We start from the raw sequence: 25,832 nt of genomic DNA, 5'->3' as shown, positions 1-25,832 counted from the left end.
AGTTACGTTGTCGTCACAGTCCTTTTTTGCCCGAAATCCTACCTTATGTGCATCTCGTCCAATGGAAGGCGAGAGCAAAAAAAAATTTACACATAAAAACATTAATTTGCTGAATATCGGTTCAGTAATAGGAAAGGAAAGGCTGACATGGATATAAAAATTAGTAAGCTAGCAAGGCTTACCATGCCCGTTCTAGCAACAGCATTACTTGCAGCATGTGGAAGTGATGACGACACCACACCTGGTGGCGGTGGCGTTATTGATGGCTTGCACCCAGCAGGGGAAAACGAAGTTGTCATTTACTACAAGCGCGACGAAGCTCATGCCAAGGTTGATGAGTCTGCATATGAAGGTTGGGGCTTACACTTATGGAATGGTGAAGGCTGTACCAGCACAGATTTAGCAGGTATGGGAATTGCTGATGGTGGCACTGACTGGGCTTCGCCAATGATGGCTACCGGTATCAGTGAAACCTACGGTGCGTATTATGTACTAAAAGTAGACGCTGGCGCATCGGATCCACATGAGTGTATGAACTTCATTTTACATAGTGGTGATGATCGCGGCTTTGGCAGTAGCAACTTGAAGGTTGAGCTGACTAAATTAGACGCAGATAAAGGCATATTTGGTTTCCATGGTAGCAGCGAGCTATTCTATGCTCCAATCGCGGAACGTCCAGTTGCCATTGATGGTGCTAAAGCTCACTGGGTAGATGCTGGCACTATCGCTTGGGAATCTGCTGGTAGTGCAACTCAATTAGAGCTCCGCTATGACCCTGCAAATGGCATAGAGATGGACCCTGATACTAAAGAGGTAACAGGCGGTACTGCGGTTGCTTTATCAGCTGGAACTCTAACAGACGATGCTAAAGCACGTTTCCCTCACTTATCTGGTTTATCAGCAGCAGCCATTGAAGTAGATGATGCAACCCTTAAAGCTATTCTGAAAAGCCAAATCGTAGTAGTAGCGATGGACGCAGAAGGCGTTGCAACGGCAGCTACACAAGTTCAAAAACCAGGTGTAATTGACGAAGTATTCGTGAAAGGTGATGGTGGTGCATTAGCTGCTGAGCTTGGTGCGGTAGTTAGCGGTGATGACGTAAGCTTTAAAGTTTGGGCGCCTACGGCTCAAAGCGTTAAATTGTACATGTACAATGAAGACATGACTTCAGCTGGTGAAGCTGTAACGATGACTGAAGCTGCAAACGGTGTTTGGTCTGCTGACCAATCTGGTGTTGTGGGTAAATACTATCGTTACGAAGTAACGGTATATCACCCAACGACGAAGAAAATTGAAACACGTATGGTTACAGACCCATACTCATTAGCACTTTCAACTAACTCATTGTATTCATTAGTTGTTGACTTAGATGCTACAGAACTCAAACCTGCTGATTGGGACAATTATACTCGCCCAGAAATGGCTGAAGATGTTGACCATGTATTATACGAGTCTCATTTACGCGACTTTAGTGTAAGCGATACCCAAGGTACTGCCGCTAATAACGGCAAATACTTAGCGTTAACCGAATCTGAACGTGAGTCAGTGACTCACCTACAAGCGCTTAAAGATGCCGGATTAACAACCTTACATATTCTTCCTGCTTTCGATATAGCAACAGTTGATGAAGAAAATGCCATCGACATCGATGCACCATTAGCTGATCTATGTGCAGCGATTGAGAAAACAGATGACTACTGCGCAAGCGCTTCCGGCACTATTGAAGCCAAGTTAGAAAGCTTTGACCCTGCTACTGGTGACGCGCAATCGTTAATGAACGACCTACGTGGCCTTGATAGCTTTAACTGGGGCTACGACCCGTTCCATTACACCGTTCCTGAAGGAAGTTACGCTTCTGATGCTGAAGGCACTACCCGTATTTTAGAGTTCCGTGAAATGGTTAGAGCCACTCATGGCATGGGTCTTAAAATTGTTATGGATGTTGTATATAACCATACCAATGCTTCTGGCGTTAATGACAAGTCTGTTTTAGATAAAATTGTCCCAGGATACTACCACCGTCGTGACGCAAACACCGGTGGAGTGGAGCAGTCAACTTGTTGTGATAACACCGCTACTGAAAACCTAATGATGGGTAAACTGATGACCGATTCATTAGTTACTTGGTCAGAGGCTTACAAAGTAGATGGTTTCCGCTTTGATTTAATGGGGCACCAACCAAAAGATTTGATGGTTGATTCTCTAGAAGCTGTTCGCGTAGTAGACCCTGATACATTGTTCTACGGCGAAGGTTGGGATTTTGGTGAAGTAGCCAATAACGCTCGTTTTGAACAAGCTACACAGTGGAACATGGCTGGTACTGAGATTGGTACTTTCTCTGACCGTTTACGTGATGCTGTTCGTGGTGGTAGCCCATTTGATAGCGGTGAAGGTATTCGTAAAACTCAAGGTTTTGGTAATGCTGATACCTTAAATGATCTTAATACAGATGCTGAAGCTTACCGTGTAGACGCCCTTCATAATCAAGACTTAATCCGTGTTGGTATGGCAGGTAACTTGCAAAAATTCATTTTACTTGACTCGAAAGGCAATACTAAACGAGGCCAAGATGTTAACTATAACGGTGCTCCTGCTGGTTATACCTTAATCCCATCAGAGAATATCTCTTATGTGTCTAAGCACGATAACCAGACTTTGTGGGATAACAACGCGTATAAAGCATCTACTGGTACCTCACCTGCAGACCGCTCGCGTATGCAAGCCGTTAGCTTATCAACGGTGATGTTTGGCCAAGGTATTCCGTTTGTTCACATGGGTTCTGAATTACTGCGCTCTAAGTCTATGCAGCGTGATAGTTACGATTCAGGCGATTGGTTTAACCGTGTAAGGTTTGACGGTTCAGACAATAACTGGAATGTGGGTCTTCCTCGTGCGGACAAAGATGGCGATAACTGGGATCTAATTAAGACTATTATTGCTGATGATTCAACGAAGCCAGCCGAAGCTGATATTGCGTTAGCTAAAGCTCAATTCTTGGAAATGCTCACTATCCGCTCTAGCAGTGACTTGTTCCGCTTAACTACAGCTGAAGATGTTCAAGCTCGTGTTGACTTCCGCAACGTAGGTGCAGAGCAGGTACAGGGCTTAATTGTTATGTCTATCGATAACGGCACGGGTGCTGGCGACGATTTAGACGCAAACAATGATGCGATTGTAGTGGTTTTAAACGCCACTGATGAAGAGCAAGAGTTTGAAGTAACTGGCGCAACTGGTTTTGAGTTGCATGAGGTTCAACAAGCTTCAGCTGACTCTGTCGTAATGGGCGCAAGCTTTACTGGCGCAAGCTTTACGGTACCTGCTCGTACTACAGCAGTATTTGTTCAACCAAGAGATGGTGCTCGTGGCACAGGTCTTCCTGTAGATACTTCTAACAAAGACTTAAGTGCAATCCCACCATTTGGTGACAACGTGGTTTACCTACGTGGTTACTCAGAGCATTGGGATCTTGATAACGCTCTAGCGTTTGATGCAAATGGTGTTTACAAGATAAGCCTGAACTATGATGGTTCAGCTGCCTTTGCGCCAAACGGTTTGTTGTTCACTAACAACGACACATGGGATAACAAGTACTCTGTGTGTAGTGGTGATGATGAGTTAGCAGTTGATCAAGCACTGACTATTTGTACTGGTGATGCCAATGGCAACATTGCAGCCAACTTTACCGAAGCTGGTATTTACCATATTAGCTTTAATGCTAGCGATGTTAACAACCCAATCGTAACTGTGACTTTTGAAGAAGCTGCCGCTGAATGTACTAATTTACCTGTACAAGAAGGTGGCACTATTTCTGAAGCACATTATGTACGAGGTGACTTAACTGGCTGGGAAGCAGATTCTGCTTACCAAATGTTATACAAAGGCATGGACGGTGACAAAGAAGTCTACCAAGCTGTTGTTGCACACAGTGGCTCAGCACAGTTTAAAATCGCCTCTGGTGACGGAAGCTGGACTAGCCAATACTTTGTAGCCGATGGCGAAGGTGTTCCTGCTGCACTGCAAGCAGAACTTAACTACGACATTACTAAAGGTGATGGTGGTCAAAGCAACAACACAGTGACATTAGAAGATGGAACTTGGTCATTCAAAATGATGATTGATACTTCTGTTGAATCTGGCGTAGCTGGTGACTTCATCATTCAGGAATGTAGTGGTGAATAAGCTCTAAGCTAGAAAGATTATGTGATAATAACCAGCTCTTCGGGGCTGGTTTTTTTATGATCATTTGTCGATTCAATTTTCCAGCTTGTAGCTATGCCAAGAAACCCTATCTTGCTAGGTAAATATGCTTTTTTAAGGCTTATGTCCAAATTCTTTCGTTAGTGCTTTATTTTTATAAGTTTGTATAAAAATTGATAGACCTTTCTGAGTATCTCTTCTATAATCCGCGGAATTTGCCAAATTTTTATCGTATTGGACTAAATTTTAACCTTAGTTCAACTTTGTCGTGTCGACAGTTCTTTGTTAGGAGGTTGCCTTGAGCAAATCAGCGCTGCTGGTATTAGAAGACGGTACCGTGTTCCGTGGAACCGCAATCGGAGCCAATGGTTCCGCCGTTGGAGAAGTCGTTTTTAATACTTCGATGACTGGATACCAAGAAATTTTAACTGACCCCTCATATGCTCGCCAAATAGTCACCCTCACTTACCCACATATTGGTAACTATGGTACGACCCCCGAAGATGAAGAATCGAACGCTATCCATGCTTGTGGTTTAGTGATTCGAGATTTGCCTTTGGTTGCGAGTAACTTCCGTAGTCAACAAAGCTTAAGTGAATACCTAGAGTCGCGTAACGTAGTTGGTATCGCTGACATCGATACCCGCAAGCTAACCCGCATACTTCGAGAAAAGGGCGCGCAAGCTGGTTGTGTAGTAGCGGGTGATGACTTAGATGAGGCTCTAGCCTTGGCTTCTGCTAAAGGATTCCCTGGCCTTAAAGGCATGGATTTAGCTAAAGAAGTTACCACTAAAGAAACCTATACATGGAAGCAAGGTAGCTGGGACTTGGTTGACGGCTTACCGGCCGACAGTGAAGACAGTAAGTTTCACGTGGTTGCTTACGATTTCGGTGTTAAACGTAATATTTTGCGTATGTTAGTGGACCGAGGTTGTAAACTTACGGTTGTTCCTGCACAAACACCAGCTGAAGAAGTACTAGCACTTAAGCCAGATGGTATCTTCTTATCAAACGGACCAGGTGATCCAGAACCATGTGATTATGCCATTGCTGCAGTGAAAACTTTCTTAGAAACTGATATTCCAGTATTCGGTATTTGTTTAGGCCATCAAATTCTTGCTTTAGCCAGTGGCGCTAAAACAGTGAAAATGAAATTTGGTCATCATGGTGGTAACCACCCGGTTAAAGATATTGAACACAACCGGGTAATGATTACTGCGCAAAACCATGGTTTTGCTGTTGATGAAAAGACCTTACCTGAAAACCTTACAATGACTCACTTCTCATTGTTCGACCAGAGCTTACAAGGGATTCATCGCACCGATAAGCCTGCGTTTAGCTTCCAGGGTCACCCTGAAGCGAGCCCTGGTCCGCATGATGCAGCACCATTGTTTGACCATTTCATTGAATTAATCGAGCAGCGCCTTAACGGCCAAGCGTAGGTAGAGAGCAGCAGAACTTATGCCAAAACGTAATGATATAAAAAGCATTTTAATATTGGGCGCAGGCCCAATTGTCATCGGCCAAGCTTGTGAGTTTGATTACTCTGGCGCTCAGGCTTGTAAAGCGCTACGCGAAGAGGGCTACCGAGTTATTTTGGTTAACTCTAACCCCGCTACCATCATGACAGATCCTGAAATGGCCGATGCTACATACATCGAACCTATTCATTGGGAAGTGGTTGAGCGCATTATTGAAAAAGAACGCCCAGACGCCGTATTACCCACTATGGGCGGTCAAACAGCATTAAACTGTGCACTTGAGCTAGAAAGCAAAGGCGTACTAGAAAAATACAATGTTGAAATGATTGGCGCTACCGCTGACGCAATTGATAAAGCCGAAGACCGTAGCCGTTTCGATAAAGCCATGAAAAGTATCGGTTTGGCATGTCCAAATGCCGGTATTGCACACACAATGGAAGAAGCTTACAGCGTATTAGACGAAGTTGGCTTTCCCTGTATTATTCGTCCTTCTTTCACTATGGGTGGCACCGGTGGCGGTATAGCTTATAACAAAGAAGAATTCGATGAAATTTGTACTCGCGGTTTAGATCTTTCGCCAACCAGTGAATTGCTGATTGATGAAAGCTTAATTGGCTGGAAAGAATACGAGATGGAAGTGGTTCGTGATAAAAACGACAACTGCATCATTGTATGTGCCATTGAAAACTTTGACCCTATGGGTGTGCACACTGGTGACTCAATCACAGTAGCACCAGCTCAAACTTTGTCAGATAAAGAATACCAGTTAATGCGTAACGCCTCTTTGGCTGTTTTGCGTGAGATTGGTGTAGAAACTGGCGGTTCAAACGTACAGTTTGGTATTTGTCCTAATACTGGCCGTATGGTGATTATTGAGATGAACCCGCGTGTATCGCGTTCATCTGCGCTTGCTTCTAAAGCTACCGGTTTTCCAATCGCTAAAATTGCTGCGAAGCTGGCTGTTGGTTTCACCCTTGATGAACTGCAAAACGATATTACGGGTGGTCAAACACCTGCATCGTTTGAGCCTTCAATTGATTACGTTGTTACAAAAATTCCTCGCTTTAACTTCGAAAAATTTGCTGGTGCTAACGATCGCTTAACCACGCAAATGAAGTCTGTAGGCGAAGTGATGGCGATTGGTCGTAACCAACAAGAGTCTCTACAAAAAGCCTTACGTGGCTTAGAAGTTGGCGTTGATGGATTTGATCCTATCGTTGACTTAAATGCCCCTGACGCTATTGAAACCATTCGTCACGAACTACAAAACGTAGGGTGTGATCGTATTTGGTACATTGCTGACGCATTCCGTGCCGGCATGAGTGTAGAAGATATCTTTGGCTTAACGAATATCGATCGTTGGTTCTTGGTACAAATCGAAGACATCATATTACTTGAGCAGCAAGTTGCTAAAGATGGCGTTGCTAGTTTAGACGCAGTAATGATGCGTAAACTTAAGCGCAAAGGTTTTGCTGACGCGCGTTTAGCCAAGCTAACGGGCGTGTCTGAAAAAGAGTTGCGTAAACTGCGCCATCGTTTAGAGGTGTTACCCGTTTACAAGCGCGTAGATACCTGTGCTGCAGAATTTGCTACCGATACTGCTTACATGTACTCAACTTACGATGAAGAGTGTGAAGCGAAGCCATCGAATAACAAAAAAATCATGGTGCTAGGCGGCGGTCCTAACCGTATTGGCCAAGGTATTGAGTTTGATTATTGTTGTGTTCACGCGGCACTCGCTATGCGTGAAGACGGTTACGAAACCATTATGGTTAACTGTAACCCAGAGACAGTCTCTACCGATTACGATACCTCAGATCGTTTGTACTTTGAGCCAGTTACGCTGGAAGACGTATTAGAAATTGTACGTGTTGAACAGCCTACGGGCGTTATTGTTCAATACGGTGGTCAAACGCCACTTAAGCTAGCGCGCGAACTAGAAGCGGCTGGTGTACCAATTATTGGTACTTCTCCAGATGCGATTGACCGCGCCGAAGACCGTGAGCGTTTCCAGCTAGCTGTAGACCGCTTGAAGCTTAAACAGCCAGAAAATGACACAGTTACCACTACCGAAGAAGCGGTTATTTCTGCCGAGCGCATCGGTTATCCATTGGTTGTTCGTCCATCTTATGTATTGGGCGGCCGAGCGATGGAAATCGTCTACGACGAAATTGACCTACGCCGTTACTTTAAAGAGGCGGTAAGCGTATCTAATGATTCGCCAGTACTACTTGATAGTTTCTTAAACGATGCTGTTGAAATTGACATTGATGCCATCTGTGATGGTAAAGATGTAGTGATTGGCGGCATTATGGAGCATATCGAGCAAGCAGGTGTTCACTCGGGTGATTCTGCGTGTTCATTACCGGCATATACCTTGAGCCCACAAATTCAAGACCGCATGCGTGAACAAGTTCGCGCGTTAGCTCTTGAGCTTGGTGTAATTGGCTTAATGAATACTCAGTTCGCGGTTAAAGACGATGAGATTTACCTTATCGAAGTTAACCCTCGTGCTGCACGTACTGTACCGTTTGTATCTAAAGCCACTGGCGTACCCATCGCAAAAGTAGCCGCGCGGGTAATGGCGGGTGTTTCTTTGGCTGAGCAGGGAATTACTAAAGAAGTGATCCCACCGTTCTACTCAGTGAAAGAAGTGGTACTGCCATTCAACAAGTTCCACGGTGTAGACCCTATCTTAGGCCCAGAAATGCGCTCTACGGGTGAAGCGATGGGTGTAGGTGACACTTTTGCAGAAGCTTACGCAAAAGCTGAATTAGGTATTGGTAACGATGGCCCTAAGAGTGGTCGTGTACTGTTATCAGTGCGTAACTCAGACAAGAAACGTGTAGCAGAGCTTGCCGGTAAGTTATTAGAGCTTGGTTATGAGCTAGATGCTACACACGGCACAGCAGTTGCCCTTGGCGAAGCAGGGATTAATCCTCGCTTAGTGAACAAGGTGCATGAAGGGCGTCCACATATTCTCGACCGTTTGAAAAATGGCGAGTATAGCTACGTGATTAACACTACCGAAGGGCGCAAATCTATTGAAGATTCTCGTCAGTTACGTCGTGCAGCCTTAGCGCAAAAAGTTAACTACACCACTACCTTAAATGGTGCATTTGCAACTTGCCAAGCACACACAGCTGATGACCGCGGTACTGTGACATCTGTTCAAGAATTGCATAAACGCATCATCTAATCGGTGACTATTGTTGCGCCTAAAGCGGTGAAGATCTTCACCGCAGCGTGAAATAGCGTTACACTGCAATTATTAGTACAAGGAAATTTGGCTGTCTTCGACAGCCAAATTTTTTTCTGTTTTTTCAGTTTGATTGAGTTAGTAGATATGAAACCAGTTCCTATGACGGTGCGCGGCGAAACGCTATTACGCGAAGAGCTAGAACACTTAAAGACAGTTGTTAGACCTAAAATTATTGAAGATATTGCGATAGCGCGTGAGCATGGCGATTTAAAAGAAAACGCTGAATATCATGCAGCTCGTGAGCAGCAAGGCTTTTGTGAAGGTCGAATTCAAGACATTGAAGGCAAGCTGAGCAACGTGCAGGTTATCGACGTAACCAAAATTAACAATGTGGGCAAAGTGATCTTTGGCGCCACTGTGAATTTGCTAAATTTGGACACCGATAAAGAAGTCACCTACGCCATCGTGGGTGATGACGAAGCCGATATTAAGCAAAACCGCATCTCGGTAAATTCTCCAATTGCTCGCGGACTTATAGGCAAAAGTGTTGAAGATGAAGTGACGGTATCTACACCGGGTGGCGAAGTAGAATACGAAATTACTGGCGTTGAATACATCTAGTATTTAAGTCATTCAAAAAACGCAGCTATAAGGCTGCGTTTTTTATGGGAGAAAGTTTGTGTTAACCATTGATTACGCTAAATACGATGCCTTAATTTTCGATATGGATGGCACCCTAGTAGACTCCATGCCTGCGCATTTGTCCGCTTGGGAGCAAGCCTTGCTTAAGCAGCAGCTGCCAGTGCATATTGATTTTGTTGCCCAGCGTGGTGGAATGCCGACCTTAAAAATTGCTGATCAGTATCAACAGCACTTTAAGGTGAATATTGATGGAGAGCGTCTGCTTCAAGATAAGCGTGCAGGGTTTGATGCTTTGTGGCAGAAAGTGTCCCGCATCGATGCGAGCTGTCAATTGCTAGCAGAGTTTCAACAAACTAAAAAGCTTGGCTTAGGCACGGGTGCAGAGCGAGTAAACATGCAGAGAATTATTAGCAACTTAGATTTGGCTCAATACTTTGAAGCGATGGTTTGTGCTGAAGATGTGCAAGCCCATAAGCCCGAGCCTGATACCTTTCTTCAAGTGGCTAAACAACTAGGTGTTGCTCCGCAACGTTGCTTGGTATTTGAAGATACGCCATTTGGCCTACAAGCTGCGCATAACGCAGGTATGGACTGTGTCCTAGTTAAAGATATGAAGTTAGATGCTTTTATGGCGGTAAATTCTTAATTTACCGGTGATCAGGGAGTTATTTACTGCTTAATCGATGCAGACCTAAGTTATTCATTTGACTTATTGTAGATATCTAGCTTATTAATTGTACACGCGCTAAGCATTTGTTATAGTGCAGAAGTTCGCCAAGGATTGGTTGCTTTTTAACTGATTTAGAGGTGAATTAATGTCAATGCAAGTCAACTCAAGCTCGGTCTACCAATATCCGCAGCCTAGTACCTCGTCAACTAGTTCAGTTACGTCCTCTCAAAGCAGTCCCAATTATGGTGATATTGTTGATAAGATTTCTGACGAATATGACCAATTAAGCCCTGAAGAACAACGTAATGCTCGCTTGTATGTTGGCGGGGAAGTAGCCAGTTATCAGCAAAAACAGCAAGCAGAGATTGATGCTAAACGTAATGTTGTAGTGGGTGTGTCGGCGGTGAATCACCAGCAGAATTTACTCGATACTTATTACACTAGCGCTACCGGAAACGACTCTAAAAATAGTGGCAGCAATCCCGTTAGCTACAAAGCCTTAGAAAGCATAAACAGTAACTTAGAGCAGCAAAAGCAAGTTAATCAACAATTAGCGATTGCCGAGTTTTATGCCAAGTATGGTGGGGGAAATGAAGAACCACAGCCAGAACCTTATCAAAGTGTTGCGTTAGCCGTTTAAGGTTAATGAGTTAAAAAAAAGCGGCTAAAGCCGCTTTTTTTATTTTCTTGGTAGTTCGATTTTCTTAGCGTCGCTAGGACGGTAAATGACCAAGATATGTCCAATCACTTGAACTTTTGCTGCCTCTGCTTTACTTACGATAGTGTCTGCAATTAATTGCTTCATTTCTCTATCGTCAGTGGCAATTTTCACCTTGATTAATTCATGGTGCTCTAAGGCCAGCTCTATTTCTGCCAAAATCCCTTCGGTTAGCCCATTAGACCCAAGCATCACAACTGGCTTTAGGTTATGAGCCAAGGATTTCAGGTGTTGTTTTTGTTTGTTAGTCAGTTGCATGAAACTTTCTGCTTACTCGGGGTTGAAAAAAGCACATTCTAGCGCCATCTAAGTCTTAATACTATTTTATAATCAACATACCGTGTGGTTTTGTAACTATAGTGGAAACAATTTGTGACCAATAAAAAACATACAGCCAGTTCTAAACGCTGGTTAACCGAACATTTCGACGACCACTATGTACAAAAAGCGCAAAAGCTAGGTCTGCGTTCGCGCGCTGTATTTAAAATTGAAGAAATTCAAAATAAAGACAAATTACTTAAACCTGGCATGACAGTTGTGGACTTAGGCGCCGCCCCGGGTGGTTGGTCGCAATACTGTGTAGAACAGGTGGGTCTAGACGGACATGTTATTGCGTGTGACATTTTACCAATGGATCCGATTGCGGGCGTAGATTTTCTATGTGGCGATTTCCGTGAGGAAGATGTACTTAACGCTTTGCTTGAGCGAGTAGGCGAGAAAAAAGTTGATGTTGTGTTGTCTGATATGGCGCCAAACATGAGCGGCAACAATAATGTTGATCAATCGCGTGCAATGTACTTGGTTGAACTAGCATTAGAGATGTGTCGAGAAGTACTTGCACCTAAAGGGTGTTTTGCCGTTAAGGTATTTCAAGGCGAAGGTTTTGATCAATACCTACAAGAAGTACGTTCTATGTTTACCAGCGTAAAAACACGCAAACCTGACTCTTCTAGAGCTCGCTCTAGAGAAGTCTATATAGTGGCTAGTGGCTTTAAACTATAGTAGGCTAGCTAATAATTCTTATTTAAATATAACCGGTGAGGTTTACGTCTTGAGTGACATGGCAAAAAATCTGATTCTATGGCTAGTAATAGCAGTGGTTTTGATGTCTGTATTCCAAAGCTTTAGCCCTGATTCAAACAGTGGTCGGCAAATGGATTATTCCACCTTTGTTAAGGAAGTGAATCAAGAACAGATCCGCGAAGTGAGAATCAGTGGGCAAGATGTTCGAGGCATCAAGCGTACTGGTGAACAGTTCAGCACAATCATTCCTCTGCATGATAAAGACCTGTTAAATGATCTTATTAATCACAACGTGAAGGTATTGGGTGAGCAGCCAGAAGAACAAGGCTTGTTAACTTCTATCTTTATTTCGTGGTTCCCAATGCTATTGCTGATTGGTGTTTGGATCTTCTTTATGCGTCAGATGCAAGGCGGTGGCGGTAAAGGCGCGATGTCATTTGGTAAAAGTAAAGCGCGCTTGATGAGCGAAGACCAAATTAAGACTACTTTTGCTGATGTTGCAGGTTGTGATGAAGCGAAAGAAGAAGTCAGTGAGCTGGTTGATTATCTGCGCGACCCGACTAAATTCCAAAAGTTAGGTGGTAAAATCCCTACTGGTATTTTGATGGTAGGCCCTCCAGGTACAGGTAAAACCCTATTAGCCAAAGCTATTGCTGGGGAAGCTAAAGTACCGTTCTTTACTATCTCTGGTTCTGATTTTGTAGAAATGTTTGTGGGTGTGGGTGCATCACGTGTGCGCGACATGTTTGAACAAGCTAAAAAGTCGGCACCTTGTATTATATTCATCGACGAAATTGATGCGGTCGGTCGCCAACGTGGCGCAGGTTTAGGTGGTGGTCACGATGAACGTGAGCAAACTCTTAACCAAATGCTCGTAGAAATGGACGGCTTTGAGGGTAACGAAGGTATTATTGTTATCGCTGCAACGAACCGCCCAGATGTATTAGATCCAGCTTTACTGCGTCCAGGTCGTTTTGACCGTCAAGTAACCGTAGGTCTGCCTGATATTCGCGGACGTGAGCAGATTCTTAAAGTGCACATGCGCAAAGTTCCTCTAGGTGATGGCGTAGATGCTGCAGTTATTGCGCGTGGTACTCCAGGTTTCTCTGGTGCTGATTTAGCTAACCTAGTAAACGAAGCTGCGCTATTTGCTGCTCGTGGTAGCAAACGTACTGTTTCAATGGAAGAGTTTGAAAAAGCCAAAGACAAAATCATGATGGGCGCTGAGCGTAAATCTATGGTGATGACTGAAGCTGAGAAAGAGATGACTGCATACCATGAAGCGGGTCATGCTATTGTTGGGCGCTTAGTGCCTGAGCACGATCCTGTTTATAAAGTAAGCATCATTCCACGGGGTCGAGCTTTAGGTGTCACGATGTACTTACCTGAACAAGATCGAGTGAGTCATAGCAAGCAACACCTAGAGAGTATGATTTCTAGTCTCTACGGTGGTCGATTAGCTGAGCGCATTATCTACGGCGATGAGAAAGTGTCTACAGGGGCGAGTAACGACATTGAACGCGCGACTGAAATTGCACGTAAAATGGTTACCCAGTGGGGCTTATCTGACTCTATGGGACCGTTACTGTACGCTGACGAAGAAGGCGAAGTGTTCTTAGGTCGCAGCGCTGCTAAGACTAAGCATATGTCTGACGATACAGCTAAGGCTATCGATTTAGAAATTCGAGCGGTGATTGATCGTAACTACAAGCGCTCAGAAGCATTACTCAACGAAAATATGGATGTATTACATTCCATGAAAGATGCGTTGATGAAGTACGAAACTATTGATGCTAAGCAAATCGATGACTTGATGGAACGCAAAACACCGCGTCCACCTGCTGATTGGGATGATTCAGATAAGCCAAGTACTCCGCCAGAGTCTAACGACAAGGGCGATGAGCCAAAGGCCGAGACACCTGAACAACCAAAAACTGTAGGTGAAGACCCAGCACAGTAATTGGTAATAATGTTTTAGCCCTGTAAGTTGCTTGCAGGGCTTTTTTGTAAGTAAAAAATATGACTCAAGCATTCAATATTGGTCCTCATCAGTTTTCTCGACCGGTGACTATGGGCATTCTTAATATCACTCCAGATTCTTTTTCAGATGGTGGCAGCTATTTCGCTCGTCAGCAGGCGTTAGCGCGCGTAGAGCAAATGCTGGAGGAAGGGGCTGATATAATAGACGTTGGTGGCGAGTCGACTCGCCCTGGCGCTGCTGAGGTAAGTCTTGATGATGAGTTAGATAGAACCGTGAGTCTCATCTCCGAGATCAAGCAACGCTTCGAGTGTTTAGTTTCTATTGATACCAACAAACCTGAAGTGATGCTGCAGGCCGTTACAGCCGGTGCCGATATCATTAATGATGTTTGTGCTTTAAGCAAACCCGGTGCTTTAGAGGTAGCCGCTAGCTTAAATGTACCCGTGTGTTTGATGCACATGCAGGGGCAACCGCGCACTATGCAAGCAAATCCTGAATACCAAGATGTTATTAGCGAAGTAATCACTTACCTAAAGCAGCGAGTTGAGAGCTGTGTTGCGGCAGGTATTTGCCAATCGAATATAATAGTTGACCCTGGTTTTGGATTTGGTAAAACTCTTGACCATAATTTTCAGCTGTTAGCTCAACTGAGTGAGTTTAAACAGTTAGGTTTGCCCATATTGGCAGGCATGTCGCGTAAAAGCATGTTCGGTAAATTATTGTCTACATCGACAGATAATCTACTAGCAGCAAGTATTACCGGCGCAGTGTTAGCGGCTCAACAAGGAGCCCACATATTTCGTGTGCATGACGTTAAAGAAACGGTAGATGCACTAACAATTTTTTCTAAAGTACAGATGAGTAAGTAATGACAAGACGATATTTTGGCACGGATGGTGTTCGTGGAAAAGTGGGTGAATACCCAATCACTCCCGAATTTGCATTAAAACTAGGATGGGCTGCAGGTAAGGTATTGTCGAGTACTGGAACGCGTAAAGTATTAATTGGTAAAGACACCCGTATTTCTGGTTATATGTTGGAGTCGGCCTTAGAAGCTGGGCTTTCGGCAGCGGGTGTTCAAGCAAGCTTTGTTGGCCCTATGCCAACCCCTGCGGTAGCTTATTTGACGCGTACTTTCCGTGCAGAAGCGGGCATTGTAATCAGCGCTTCACATAACCCTTACTACGACAACGGCATAAAGTTTTTCTCAGCTGGTGGCACCAAATTACCTGACGAAGTAGAACTGGCCATTGAAGCTGAGCTTGATAACCCTATGACGTGTGTTGAGTCTGCGGCGTTAGGTAAAGCCCGCCGCATCGAAGACGCAGCAGGTCGTTACATTGAGTTTTGTAAAAGTACATTTCCTAACAAATTCAGCCTTGCTGGATTAAAAGTAGTAGTCGATTGTGCTCATGGTGCTACCTACCATATCGCACCTAAAGTGTTTAGTGAGTTAGGCGCTGAAGTTATCGCGATTGGTAATCAGCCAGACGGGCTTAATATTAATGAGAAATGTGGCGCCACCGATACCGGCTTATTAGCTGAGCAAGTGTTAGAGCATAAAGCCGACTTAGGTATTGCTCTTGATGGTGATGGCGACCGCGTGATGATGATAGATCAACACGGCGTGCAAGTTGACGGTGACGAAATCCTCTACATTTTGGCTCGAGATGCCAAATTAAGCCATCACCTAAGTGGCGGTGTTGTTGGTACGTTAATGAGTAATTTAGCGCTGGAGCAGGCATTTGCTGATATGGACATTCCATTTAGCCGTGCAAAAGTAGGTGACCGTTACGTTATGGAGCAGCTTTCTGAAAAAGGCTGGAGCTACGGCGGCGAAAACTCAGGCCATATTATTTGCCTAGGTCATACCACCACTGGCGATGGTATTGTTGCTGCACTACAGGTGCTAGCCGCTATGTTGGCGCAAAAGCAAAGTTTGCGCGGTTTATTAAGCGAGCTGACTTTATACCCGCAGTTGCTAGTGAATGTTCGTTTTAAAGGCGAATCAGATCCACTGAGTAGCGATTTGGTCAAAATGGCCCAGCAAAAAGCCGAAGCGCAGTTAGGTGATTCTGGTCGCGTTTTATTGCGTAAGTCAGGAACAGAGCCATTGCTGCGTGTAATGGTAGAAGGTGCCGATTCCGCATTAGTTGAACAATGCGCAAACGATATTGCTGAAGCAGTACGTGTTGCTTGCGATTAAAGCGAACAATATTTAAACGGTTGAACACAGAGTAAAAGTTTTTTGAAGCTGGTGCTTGTATTAGTCGCAGAGGTTCGCTAATATCTCGCCCGCTTTGGTGACTTGTGTTTCACTAAATGACGGTCGGATTAAAGGCCGACCCAGACTTAGGTGAAAGAGAATGTACGAAATTTTATTAGTAGTTTATTTAGTAGTAGCGCTAACCTTAATTGGTTTAGTGTTAATTCAGCAAGGCAAAGGTGCCGACATGGGCGCATCTTTTGGTTCTGGCGCGTCAAACACTGTGTTTGGTTCTTCTGGTTCAGGTAACTTCCTAACTAGAGCAACGGCCATTTTTGCTACCTTGTTTATTGTTATCAGCTTAGTGTTAGGCAACCTCTCTGCCAAACAAACACAACAAGTTGATGAGTGGGGCGATTTATCGCAACCTGCAGCAGAACAAGTTATCCAAGATGGTGATGTACCGGTATCACCTGCTAGTCCAGGTAGCGACGTACCAAACTAATTTTAGCCGAGGTGGTGGAATTGGTAGACACGCTACCTTGAGGGGGTAGTGTCCTATGGACGTGCGGGTTCAAGTCCCGCTCTCGGCACCAATAGTTATTTTTGCATACTGTCAGAGTGATTGTTATAATCCTCGGCAATCGGACGCGGGATGGAGCAGTCTGGTAGCTCGTCGGGCTCATAACCCGAAGGTCGTCGGTTCAAATCCGGCTCCCGCAACCAACTATCAAATACTTAGGTATGGGTAGTGTAAAAGGCTCAGAAATTTTAAAGCCCCGCTTCATTCGGGGCTTTTTGTTATTTTCGCGCCGCACCTTAGGTGCTAGAACTGGGCTTTTACGCCCTTTTTTTGTTTCTGGAGGGGAACCTTGGCAACTGTAGAACAACGACTAACTGACATGCTTACTCCAGCGGTTGAAGCGCTGGGATTTGAGTTGGTAGGTATTGAATATGTTAGTGCTGGCAAGCACTCCATTGTACGTATCTTCATTGATCATGAAGACGGTATTAACGTGGATAACTGCGCCGACGTAAGTCGACAAGCTAGCGCTATTTTGGATGTTGAAGATCCAATTAGTACCGAATATAACCTTGAGGTGTCATCTCCTGGTTTAGAACGCCCCCTTTTTAAAGCGGAACACTACCAACGTTTTATTGGCGAAATTGCTTTTTTGCAAGTACGTATGCCGGTAAACAATCGCCGCAAATGGCAGGGTGAAATTATTGCTGTGGAAGACGACACTGTCGTGCTTGCAGTAGACAAAGAACAACATCGGATCGCGCTGGGTAACGTACAAAAAGCGCATCTAGTTCCCCAGTTTGATTAAAGAGGGCCAGGAATGAACAAAGAAGTCTTGTTGGTTGTTGACGCGGTATCTAACGAAAAAGCGTTGCCGCGCGAAAAGATTTTCGAAGCTATGGAAGTCGCCTTAGCCACTGCAACCAAGAAAAAATATGAAGGTGATATCGAAGTTCGAGTTGATATCGATCGTAAGGACGGTAGTTTTGAAACGTTCCGTCGTTGGATGGTGGTAGAAAACCAAGAAGCGATTGAGAACCCATATCGCGAAATTACTTTAGAAGCTGCCCAATACGAAGAACCAGATAAAGAACTTGGTGATTACGTAGAAGAGCAAATTGAGTCAGTAGTATTTGACCGTATTACTACACAAACTGCTAAGCAAGTTATCGTACAAAAAGTACGTGAAGCCGAGCGCGCTCAAGTGGTTGAGCAGTACTTCGATCAAGTTAACGAATTAGTAACAGGTGTTGTTAAAAAGGTAAGCCGTGAAAATATCATTGTTGACCTAGGTAATAACGCAGAAGCAGTGATTCATCGCGAAGAATCGCTTCCCCGTGAAGCATTCCGACCAGGTGACCGAGTGCGTGGTTTACTTTATGAAGTTAAACCCGAAGCGCGTGGTGCTCAATTGTTTATGAGCCGTACTCGCCCTGAAATGCTGATTGAATTATTCCGCATTGAAGTGCCAGAAATTGCTGAAGAAATGATTGACCTTAAAGCGGCTGCCCGCGACCCAGGTTCTCGTGCAAAAATCGCAGTGAAAAGTAACGATCGCCGTATCGACCCTGTTGGCGCGTGTGTGGGCATGCGCGGCGCGCGTGTTCAGGCTGTATCGGGTGAGTTGGACAATGAGCGTGTAGATATTGTGTTATGGGACGATAACCCAGCACAGTTTGCGATTAACGCTATGGCGCCAGCTGAAGTTGCCTCAATCATCGTTGACGAAGATAGTCATTCAATGGACATTGCTGTTGAGGCTGACAACTTAGCGCAAGCGATTGGTCGCAATGGTCAAAATGTTCGTCTTGCTTCTCAACTAACGGGTTGGGAACTTAACGTGATGACCGTTGAAGATGCTAATAGCAAGCATCAAGCTGAAGCACAAAAAGCGGTAGATACTTTTGTACAATATTTAGATATTGATGAAGAGTTCTCTGAAGTACTTGCGGAAGAAGGTTTTACCACTCTAGAAGAAATTGCTTATGTACCGGTTAACGAGTTACTAAGTATTGAAGGTCTAGATGAAGACATGGTAAATGCCTTGCGCGAACGTGCTAAAGCAGCACTCGTTACAGAAGCATTAGCTAAAGAAGAGTCTTTAGATAATGCTGAACCAAGTGAAGAATTACTTGCTCTAGAAGGTATGGAACGCCACCTTGCGTTTGTACTGGCTAGTAAAGGTGTAATTAGCTTGGAAGACCTTGCAGAGCAGGGCATTGACGAGTTAGAAGATATCGAAGAATTGTCGGAAGAAAAAGCCGGCGAACTGATTATGGCCGCCAGACAGATTTGTTGGTTCGGCGACGAAGAATAAGGTCGACGGAGGATTATAGCCCGATGACAGAAGTTTCAATTAAACAACTCGCGACCGACGTGGGAACAAACGAAGATAAACTAATTCAGCAATTTGCAGACGCTGGTATTAAAAAATCTTTAACCGATAGTGTTACTCAAGAAGAGAAAACTAAGCTTCTTGAGCACTTAAAATCACAGCATGGTGAAGAAAGCTCGCCAAGCCGTATGACCTTGAAGCGCACAACAAAAAGCACCTTGAATGTTGCTGGTACTGGTGGCGGTAAAGCACGCTCTGTGCAAGTTGAAGTTCGCAAGAAACGCACATACGTGAAGCGTAGCGCTGTTGAAGAACAGGCTAAGCAAGAAGCAGAAGAAAAAGAACGCATTGAAGCTGAAGAAGCTGCTCGCGTTAATGCTGAAGCGGCTGCTAAGCAAGCTGCTGAAGCGGCTGCTAAGCAGGCTGCAGAAGACAAAGTTAAGCGTGAAGAGAAAGCTGCCGCCGCTGCAGCTGCCGCCGCTAAAGCGAAAGAAGCCTCTAAGCAAGCTGATGCAGAGAAATCTCCAGAGCAACTAGCTGCTGAGAAAGAAGCTGCTGATATTGCTCGTAAGCAAGAAGAAGCTGCTATTGCTAAAGCTGAAGCCGACGCCGAGAAAAAGGCTGAAGAAGCTAAAAAGCTGGCAGTTGAAAATGCTGCTCGTTGGGCCGAAGAAGAAAAGCTTCGTAAGAAACGTGAAGAGTCAGCAGACTACCACGTAACTACCTCTACTTATGCGCGAGCCGCAGAAGATGAGCAAGAGCAAAAAGCTGAAGCGCCACGTCGTAAAAAGCGTAAGCCTAAGCAAAATGACGATAACAACCATCGCCGCGGTGGCCGTAAAGGCAACAAGCGTCAGGTTGCAACACCTTCTGCTATGCAGCATGGCTTCAATAAGCCAGCGCAGCCAGTAGAGCGTGACGTTCGCATTGGCGAGACCATTTCTGTTGGTGAACTAGCTAACAAAATGGCCGTTAAAGCGACCGAAGTGATAAAAGCGATGATGAAGATGGGCGCCATGGCGACCATTAACCAAGTGATTGACCAAGAAACTGCTACTTTAGTAGCTGAAGAACTTGGCCATAAAGTTGTTCTTGTAAAAGAAAACGCACTTGAAGAACAAGTTATGCAAGAAGCTGAATCAACTGGCGAGCAAACTACACGTGCTCCTGTTGTTACCATTATGGGTCACGTTGACCACGGTAAGACATCGCTACTTGATTACATTCGCCGCGCTAAAGTTGCCGATGGTGAAGCGGGTGGTATTACCCAGCACATTGGTGCTTACCACGTTGAAACTAACGGTAACATGGTTACCTTCTTAGATACTCCTGGACACGCTGCGTTTACTTCAATGCGTGCTCGTGGTGCTAAAGCAACCGATATCGTTGTGTTAGTTGTTGCTGCAGATGATGGCGTAATGCCTCAAACTGTTGAAGCAATTCAGCACGCTCGTGCGGCTGAAGTACCATTGGTTGTTGCTGTAAACAAAATGGATAAAGAAGGCGCGGATCCTGATCGCGTTAAGAATGAATTGTCACAACATGAAGTTATTCCAGAAGACTGGGGTGGTGATGTTCAGTTTATTCACGTATCAGCGAAAAGCGGTGAAGGCATCGATGACTTATTAGAAGCCATTGTATTGCAATCAGACGTTCTTGAACTAACTGCTAGCCATATTGGTGCAGCTTCAGGTGTGGTTATTGAGTCTCGTCTTGATAAAGGCCGAGGCCCAGTTGCTTCTATCTTAGTTCAGCATGGTCAGTTGCAACGAGGTGACATCATTCTTTGTGGTTTAGAATACGGTCGTATTCGTGCTATGAGAGATGAGAACGGTAAAGATATTGAGACTGCTGGTCCGTCTATTCCAGTAGAGATTTTAGGTCTTTCTGGTGTGCCACAAGCTGGCGACGAAGCGACAGTAGTTCGTGATGAGAAGAAAGCTCGTGAAGTAGCCTTGTACCGTCAAGGTAAGTTCCGCGATGTTAAGCTTGCTCGTCAACAGAAATCTAAACTAGAAAACATGTTTGCCAACATGGAAGAAGGTGAGGTTCAAGAGCTGAACATTGTACTGAAATCTGATGTACAAGGTTCACTAGAAGCAATTGCAGATTCGTTAACTAAACTGTCTACAGAAGAAGTTAAAGTTAACATCATTGGTCGTGGTGTAGGTGGTATCACTGAAACCGACGCAACCCTTGCTGCAGCGTCTAACGCAATTGTTCTTGGCTTTAACGTTCGTGCCGACGCAACTGCGCGTCGCATCATCGAATCAGAAAGCGTAGATTTACACTACTACAGCGTAATTTATGACTTAATCGATGAAGTGAAAAGTGCGATGACGGGTCTATTAGCCCCTGAATTCAAACAGCAGATTATGGGCTTGGCAGAAGTTCGCGACGTATTCAAGTCACCTAAACTGGGCGCTATTGCTGGTTGTATGGTACTTGAAGGTCAAGTTAAACGTTCTAACCCAATCCGTGTACTACGCGAAAACGTGGTTATCTATGAAGGTGAGCTAGAATCTCTACGCCGCTTTAAAGATGACGTAAACGAAGTTCGTAACGGCATGGAATGTGGTATCGGCGTGAAGAACTATAATGACGTGCGCGCTGGTGACCAAATCGAAGTATTTGAGATAGTAGAAGTTAAACGCACACTGTAAGTGTAAGTTTATACATTATCTCTAAGATGGGGGCTTGCGCCCCCATTTGTGTTTTTAATGCTCCCTTGGGAGTGGTATCAGGAGAAATGTGATGCCTAGAGAATTTAGCCGCCCTGATCGGGTAGCCCAACAAATTCAAAAAGAAGTTGCTGTAATTTTACAGCGTGAAGTACGTGACTCTCGCTTGAGCCTGGTAACAGTATCAGCGGTAGAAGTGACCCGAGATTTAGCTTATGCCAAAGTCTTTGTCACTTTTTTAGATGACAGCGAAGACGCGGTAAAAGCTAGCCTAGAAGCGTTAGAAGAGCATGTTAGTTATGTTCGTCATCTATTAGCTAAAGCAATGCGTTTACGTGCGGTACCAGAGTTGCGTTTTCATTACGACGGCTCATTGCGTGAAGGTTTACGCATGACAGAGCTGGCGACTAAAGCGGTGAAAGACGATAAGCAAAAAGCAGAAGCTTCTGGTCGCACATTAGTCGACGATGCAGAGCAAGAGAAAGAGGGCGAGTAATGGGACAAGGACGCAGAAAAAAGGGACGCGCGATTGATGGCATCCTTCTGCTGAATAAACCTACTGGCGTGTCGTCTAACGGCATTTTGCAGCGTATTAAGCGGATTTATTTTGCTCAAAAGGCAGGGCATACAGGCGCGTTAGATCCTTTAGCGACCGGTATGTTGCCTATTTGTTTGGGCGAAGCGACCAAGTTTTCACAGTTCTTGCTCGACTCAGATAAGCGTTATCAAGTAACTGCTCAGCTAGGTGTTCGCACTAATACCTCTGATTCAGATGGTGAAGTGGTTGAGCAACGTGAAGTAAACGTTAATCAAACAGACGTAGAAACGGCTTTAGATACTTTTCGAGGGCCTATCAATCAAGTGCCGTCGATGTTCTCGGCGTTAAAGCACAATGGTAGGCCTTTATACAGTTATGCTCGAGAAGGCATCACTATTGAGCGCGAAGCTCGGCCGATTACAGTGTACGAGAATAACTTCATTTCGCTTGAAGGCGATATGCTAACGCTTGACGTGCACTGCAGTAAGGGTACCTATATTCGTACCATTATTGATGATTTAGGTGAAATGCTTGGCTGTGGCGCACATGTGGTTAAATTGCATCGCTCGCAAGTGGCTAGTTACCCCAGTGAGCGAATGGTGACGCTGGAGCAACTTGAAGCCTTATTGGAACAAGCCAATGAGCAGGAGATTGCACCTAAAGAGTTATTGGATCCTTTATTGTTGCCAATGGACTCTGCAGTTGAGCATTTAGCTGAAGTAAATATCCCCGAGGCCTTGGGTGGATATTTAATGCAAGGGCAAGCTATGCAAGTGGCTGGCGCGCCGTTGAATGACGTGTTCAGGCTTACTATTGGCGAGCAACGCCGATTTGTGGGAATTGGTCAGCTGAATGATGATGGTTTAGTGGCGCCCAAGCGTTTGATTCAAAGCAGCGATAGTTAAGTTCGTTGCTTGCAACTGTACTGAACGCGCTATATAATGCGCGTCCTTCTTCGCTGAGTTAGTGATTGGCGGAGAGTAAATTTACATTTTTAGGAGTTAGTATGTCACTAAGTAGCACTGAAAAAGCAGCAATCGTTGCAGAATACGCACGTGAAGCAGGAGACACTGGTTCTTCTGAAGTTCAAGTTGCTTTGTTAACTGCACAAATCAACCACTTGCAAGGTCACTTCAAGAAGCACATTCACGATCACCACAGCCGTCGTGGTCTACTACGCATGGTTAGCCAGCGTCGTAAATTGCTTGATTACTTGAAGCGTAAAAACCAAGCGAGCTACGCTGAGTTGATCGCTAAATTGGGTCTACGTCGTTAATTTTAACGTCGCCAAGAAAGAATACCGAAAGGGAGCCATTAGGCTCCCTTTTTTGTTGCCTAAATAAAAATCACAAACTCGCGCAATAACAAGGCTTTTAATAAGGATAAAGTTATCTTTTGCAATAGCATTGTTTTATACTTTAGCGCGAATTAAAAGAGCACATAAATTAAAGGAAATTCACGTGAATCCTATCGTAAAAACGTTTAAATACGGTGAGAATACAGTCACCATCGAAACTGGCGCTATTGCTCGTCAAGCAACCGCTGCTGTAATGGTAACTATGGACGATACAACAGTATTTGTATCGGTAGTGGGCAAGAAAACCGCTACTCCTGGCCAAGATTTCTTCCCGTTGACTGTTAACTACCAAGAACGTACTTACGCAGCAGGTAAAATTCCTGGTGGTTTCTTCAAGCGCGAAGGTCGCCCTTCTGAAGATGAAACCTTAATTGCACGTTTGATTGACCGTCCAATTCGTCCGCTATTCCCAGATGGCTTTGTAAACGAAGTACAAGTTGTAGCTACTGTGGTATCTGTTAACCCACAAGTACAACCAGACATTGTTGCCCTAATTGGTACCTCTGCGGCATTAAGCCTTTCAGGTATTCCATTTAACGGTCCAATTGGTGCAGCACGTGTTGGTTACATTGATGGTAACTACATCCTTAACCCAACCACTGAAGAGCTTCCAGAAAGCAAACTAGACTTAGTGGTTGCCGGTACTGAAAGTGCAGTACTAATGGTTGAATCTGAAGCTGAGTTGTTGTCTGAAGAAGTAATGTTAGGCGCGGTAGTATACGGTCACGAGCAATCTAATGCGGTAATCACTGCCATTAACGAGCTGTGTGAAGAAGCGGCTAAACCTGCTTGGGATTGGCAAGCACCTGCAGTAGACGTTGTACTTAAAGACAAAGTAGCAGCGTTAGCAGAAGTTAAGTTAACTGAAGCTTACCAAATTACTGATAAAACTGAGCGTTACGCTAAAGTTGGCGAAATCAAAAAATCAGTTGTTGAAGCATTAACGGCTGAAGACGACGCTCTAGACAGCCAAGACATTGGTGACGAGCTAGGCAAATTAGAGAAAAACGTAGTACGTTCACGCATTATTGCTGGTGAGCCACGTATCGATGGTCGCGAACCAGACATGATTCGTGCTCTAGACGTAATGACTGGCGTATTACCGCGTACTCACGGTAGCTCAGTATTTACTCGTGGTGAAACGCAAGCATTAGTAACCTGTACTTTAGGTACTGAGCGTGATGCTCAAATGATTGACTCGCTAGCTGGCTTGCAAACATCTCGCTTTATGTTGCACTACAACTTCCCTCCATACTGTGTTGGTGAAACCGGCTTCATTGGCTCTCCTAAGCGTCGCGAAATCGGCCATGGCCGCTTAGCTAAACGTGGTGTTGCTGCGGTTATGCCTACCTCAGAAGAATTCCCGTACACAGTACGTGTTGTTTCTGAAATCACTGAATCTAACGGTTCAAGCTCAATGGCTTCAGTTTGTGGTAGCTCATTGGCATTGATGGACGCTGGTGTTCCAATTAAAGCCTCTGTTGCGGGTATCGCAATGGGTCTAGTGAAAGAGGGTGACAACTTTGTTGTTCTTTCTGACATTCTGGGTGACGAAGATCACCTAGGCGACATGGACTTTAAAGTAGCCGGTTCTTCTGAAGGTATCTCTGCATTGCAGATGGATATTAAGATTGAAGGTATCACTAAAGAAATTATGGAAATCGCTCTTCGTCAAGCACAAGGCGCGCGTTTACATATTCTAGGTGTAATGGACCAAGCTATCGGTACTTCTCGCGAAGATATCTCTGAGTTTGCTCCACGTATCCATACGCTTAAGATTAACCCTGAGAAGATCAAAGACGTTATTGGTAAAGGTGGCGCTACGATTCGTGCACTTACTGACGAAACTGGCACTACTATCGAAATCGAAGATGACGGTACTGTAAAAGTTGCCGCTACTGACAATGCGCAAGCTCAAGAAGCGATTAAACGTATTGAGCAGTTAACTGCTGAAGTTGAAGCGGGTCAATTCTACGAAGGTAAAGTTGTTCGCTTAGCAGACTTTGGTGCATTCGTTGAAATCCTTCCTGGTAAAGATGGCCTAGTACACATCTCGCAAATCTCTCAAGAGCGTGTTGCGAATGTATCTGACCACCTAACTGTTGGCGACATCGTTAAAGTTAAAGTACTAGAAGTAGACCGCCAAGGTCGCGTACGTTTAAGTATTAAAGAAGCGGCTGCGCCTAGCGAAGCTCCAGCAGAAAAACCTGCTGAATAAACGCTTATTTAATCAGTAAAAAAGCCGGCTATACGCCGGCTTTTTTGTGTTTGTTGTATTG

The 25,832-nt window shown here is 44.7% G+C and carries 19 protein-coding genes and 2 tRNA genes; 20 read left to right on the top strand and 1 reads right to left on the bottom strand.

Features of this window, described 5'->3' with window-relative positions:
- Positions 1-147: 147 nt before the first annotated feature.
- The 6 genes from pulA (at position 148) to Q4549_RS02875 (ending at position 10,831) form a co-directional block, all read left to right on the top strand.
- A complete protein-coding gene (gene pulA / locus Q4549_RS02900) occupies positions 148-4,179 on the top strand; it encodes a pullulanase-type alpha-1,6-glucosidase (RefSeq protein WP_303549665.1) in 4,032 nt (1,343 codons plus the stop codon).
- A 316-nt stretch (positions 4,180-4,495) separates the two neighbouring features.
- Positions 4,496-5,638, top strand: coding sequence for a glutamine-hydrolyzing carbamoyl-phosphate synthase small subunit (gene carA / locus Q4549_RS02895; protein ID WP_137675240.1), 1,143 nt, complete (start codon positions 4,496-4,498; stop codon positions 5,636-5,638).
- Between the two features lie 19 nt (positions 5,639-5,657).
- On the top strand, positions 5,658-8,876 hold the full coding sequence (carB, locus tag Q4549_RS02890) for a carbamoyl-phosphate synthase large subunit (RefSeq protein WP_303549668.1): 3,219 nt from the start codon (positions 5,658-5,660) through the stop codon (positions 8,874-8,876).
- Positions 8,877-9,023: 147 nt separating this feature from the next.
- Positions 9,024-9,500, top strand: coding sequence for a transcription elongation factor GreA (greA, locus tag Q4549_RS02885; protein WP_137675238.1), 477 nt, complete (start codon positions 9,024-9,026; stop codon positions 9,498-9,500).
- A 58-nt stretch (positions 9,501-9,558) separates the two neighbouring features.
- A complete protein-coding gene (locus tag Q4549_RS02880; protein WP_303510141.1) occupies positions 9,559-10,167 on the top strand; it encodes an HAD family phosphatase in 609 nt (202 codons plus the stop codon).
- Between the two features lie 169 nt (positions 10,168-10,336).
- Positions 10,337-10,831, top strand: a complete 495-nt coding sequence (locus Q4549_RS02875) for a hypothetical protein (protein WP_303549671.1) — start codon at positions 10,337-10,339, stop codon at positions 10,829-10,831.
- Positions 10,832-10,870: 39 nt separating this feature from the next.
- Here the strand turns inward: Q4549_RS02875 and yhbY are convergent, their stop codons facing one another.
- Entirely contained in the window at positions 10,871-11,167 is a 297-nt protein-coding gene (gene yhbY, locus Q4549_RS02870) for a ribosome assembly RNA-binding protein YhbY (RefSeq protein ID WP_137675443.1), read from the bottom strand.
- A 114-nt stretch (positions 11,168-11,281) separates the two neighbouring features.
- On the opposite strand from yhbY, the gene rlmE reads away from it, so the two are divergent.
- The 14 genes from rlmE to pnp all read left to right on the top strand — a co-directional run bounded on the left by rlmE (position 11,282) and on the right by pnp (position 25,771).
- Positions 11,282-11,911 carry a 23S rRNA (uridine(2552)-2'-O)-methyltransferase RlmE gene (gene rlmE, locus Q4549_RS02865; RefSeq protein ID WP_137675442.1) on the top strand — a complete coding sequence of 210 codons (630 nt, stop codon included), beginning with the start codon at positions 11,282-11,284 and terminating at the stop codon, positions 11,909-11,911.
- A gap of 49 nt (positions 11,912-11,960) precedes the next feature.
- Complete coding sequence (gene ftsH, locus Q4549_RS02860) at positions 11,961-13,892, top strand: ATP-dependent zinc metalloprotease FtsH (protein ID WP_303510149.1); 1,932 nt, start codon at positions 11,961-11,963, stop codon at positions 13,890-13,892.
- 59 nt (positions 13,893-13,951) lie between these two features.
- Positions 13,952-14,782, top strand: coding sequence for a dihydropteroate synthase (gene folP, locus Q4549_RS02855; RefSeq protein WP_303549674.1), 831 nt, complete (start codon positions 13,952-13,954; stop codon positions 14,780-14,782).
- Entirely contained in the window at positions 14,782-16,119 is a 1,338-nt protein-coding gene (glmM, locus tag Q4549_RS02850) for a phosphoglucosamine mutase (RefSeq protein WP_303549677.1), read from the top strand. The genes folP and glmM overlap by 1 nt, the downstream gene beginning before the upstream one ends.
- Before the next feature lie 160 nt (positions 16,120-16,279).
- On the top strand, positions 16,280-16,624 hold the full coding sequence (secG, locus tag Q4549_RS02845; RefSeq protein ID WP_137675438.1) for a preprotein translocase subunit SecG: 345 nt from the start codon (positions 16,280-16,282) through the stop codon (positions 16,622-16,624).
- Positions 16,625-16,629: 5 nt separating this feature from the next.
- Positions 16,630-16,715, top strand: a tRNA-Leu gene (locus Q4549_RS02840).
- A 53-nt stretch (positions 16,716-16,768) separates the two neighbouring features.
- A tRNA-Met gene (locus Q4549_RS02835) sits at positions 16,769-16,845 on the top strand.
- Positions 16,846-16,991: 146 nt separating this feature from the next.
- Entirely contained in the window at positions 16,992-17,450 is a 459-nt protein-coding gene (gene rimP, locus Q4549_RS02830) for a ribosome maturation factor RimP (protein WP_137675437.1), read from the top strand.
- A gap of 12 nt (positions 17,451-17,462) precedes the next feature.
- On the top strand, positions 17,463-18,959 hold the full coding sequence (gene nusA / locus Q4549_RS02825) for a transcription termination factor NusA (RefSeq protein ID WP_137675436.1): 1,497 nt from the start codon (positions 17,463-17,465) through the stop codon (positions 18,957-18,959).
- Positions 18,960-18,982: 23 nt separating this feature from the next.
- Entirely contained in the window at positions 18,983-21,640 is a 2,658-nt protein-coding gene (gene infB / locus Q4549_RS02820; protein ID WP_303510165.1) for a translation initiation factor IF-2, read from the top strand.
- Positions 21,641-21,731: 91 nt separating this feature from the next.
- On the top strand, positions 21,732-22,154 hold the full coding sequence (gene rbfA / locus Q4549_RS02815; RefSeq protein ID WP_303510168.1) for a 30S ribosome-binding factor RbfA: 423 nt from the start codon (positions 21,732-21,734) through the stop codon (positions 22,152-22,154).
- Entirely contained in the window at positions 22,154-23,101 is a 948-nt protein-coding gene (gene truB, locus Q4549_RS02810) for a tRNA pseudouridine(55) synthase TruB (protein WP_303549680.1), read from the top strand. The genes rbfA and truB overlap by 1 nt, the downstream gene beginning before the upstream one ends.
- A gap of 101 nt (positions 23,102-23,202) precedes the next feature.
- Positions 23,203-23,472, top strand: a complete 270-nt coding sequence (gene rpsO / locus Q4549_RS02805; RefSeq protein ID WP_016402372.1) for a 30S ribosomal protein S15 — start codon at positions 23,203-23,205, stop codon at positions 23,470-23,472.
- A gap of 184 nt (positions 23,473-23,656) precedes the next feature.
- The gene (gene pnp / locus Q4549_RS02800) at positions 23,657-25,771 is read left to right on the top strand and encodes a polyribonucleotide nucleotidyltransferase (RefSeq protein WP_303549683.1); all 2,115 of its coding nucleotides are present in this window, start codon (positions 23,657-23,659) and stop codon (positions 25,769-25,771) included.
- Positions 25,772-25,832 lie beyond the last annotated feature (61 nt).

This window comes from Agarivorans sp. 2_MG-2023, from assembly GCF_030548085.1.
Classification (GTDB): domain Bacteria; phylum Pseudomonadota; class Gammaproteobacteria; order Enterobacterales; family Celerinatantimonadaceae; genus Agarivorans.
This window is presented reverse-complemented; position numbering and strand designations above follow the sequence as displayed.

Bases quoted from the DNA above. Each gene is read 5' to 3' on its own strand.
- pulA (WP_303549665.1), top strand. From the start codon at position 148: ATGGATATAAAAATTAGTAAGCTAGCAAGGCTTACCATGCCCGTTCTA.
- carB (WP_303549668.1), top strand. From the start codon at position 5,658: ATGCCAAAACGTAATGATATAAAAAGCATTTTAATATTGGGCGCAGGC.
- greA (WP_137675238.1), top strand. From the start codon at position 9,024: ATGAAACCAGTTCCTATGACGGTGCGCGGCGAAACGCTATTACGCGAA.
- Q4549_RS02875 (WP_303549671.1), top strand. From the start codon at position 10,337: ATGTCAATGCAAGTCAACTCAAGCTCGGTCTACCAATATCCGCAGCCT.
- yhbY (WP_137675443.1), bottom strand. From the start codon at position 11,167: ATGCAACTGACTAACAAACAAAAACAACACCTGAAATCCTTGGCTCAT.
- folP (WP_303549674.1), top strand. From the start codon at position 13,952: ATGACTCAAGCATTCAATATTGGTCCTCATCAGTTTTCTCGACCGGTG.
- glmM (WP_303549677.1), top strand. From the start codon at position 14,782: ATGACAAGACGATATTTTGGCACGGATGGTGTTCGTGGAAAAGTGGGT.
- secG (WP_137675438.1), top strand. From the start codon at position 16,280: ATGTACGAAATTTTATTAGTAGTTTATTTAGTAGTAGCGCTAACCTTA.
- nusA (WP_137675436.1), top strand. From the start codon at position 17,463: ATGAACAAAGAAGTCTTGTTGGTTGTTGACGCGGTATCTAACGAAAAA.
- infB (WP_303510165.1), top strand. From the start codon at position 18,983: ATGACAGAAGTTTCAATTAAACAACTCGCGACCGACGTGGGAACAAAC.
- rbfA (WP_303510168.1), top strand. From the start codon at position 21,732: ATGCCTAGAGAATTTAGCCGCCCTGATCGGGTAGCCCAACAAATTCAA.
- truB (WP_303549680.1), top strand. From the start codon at position 22,154: ATGGGACAAGGACGCAGAAAAAAGGGACGCGCGATTGATGGCATCCTT.
- rpsO (WP_016402372.1), top strand. From the start codon at position 23,203: ATGTCACTAAGTAGCACTGAAAAAGCAGCAATCGTTGCAGAATACGCA.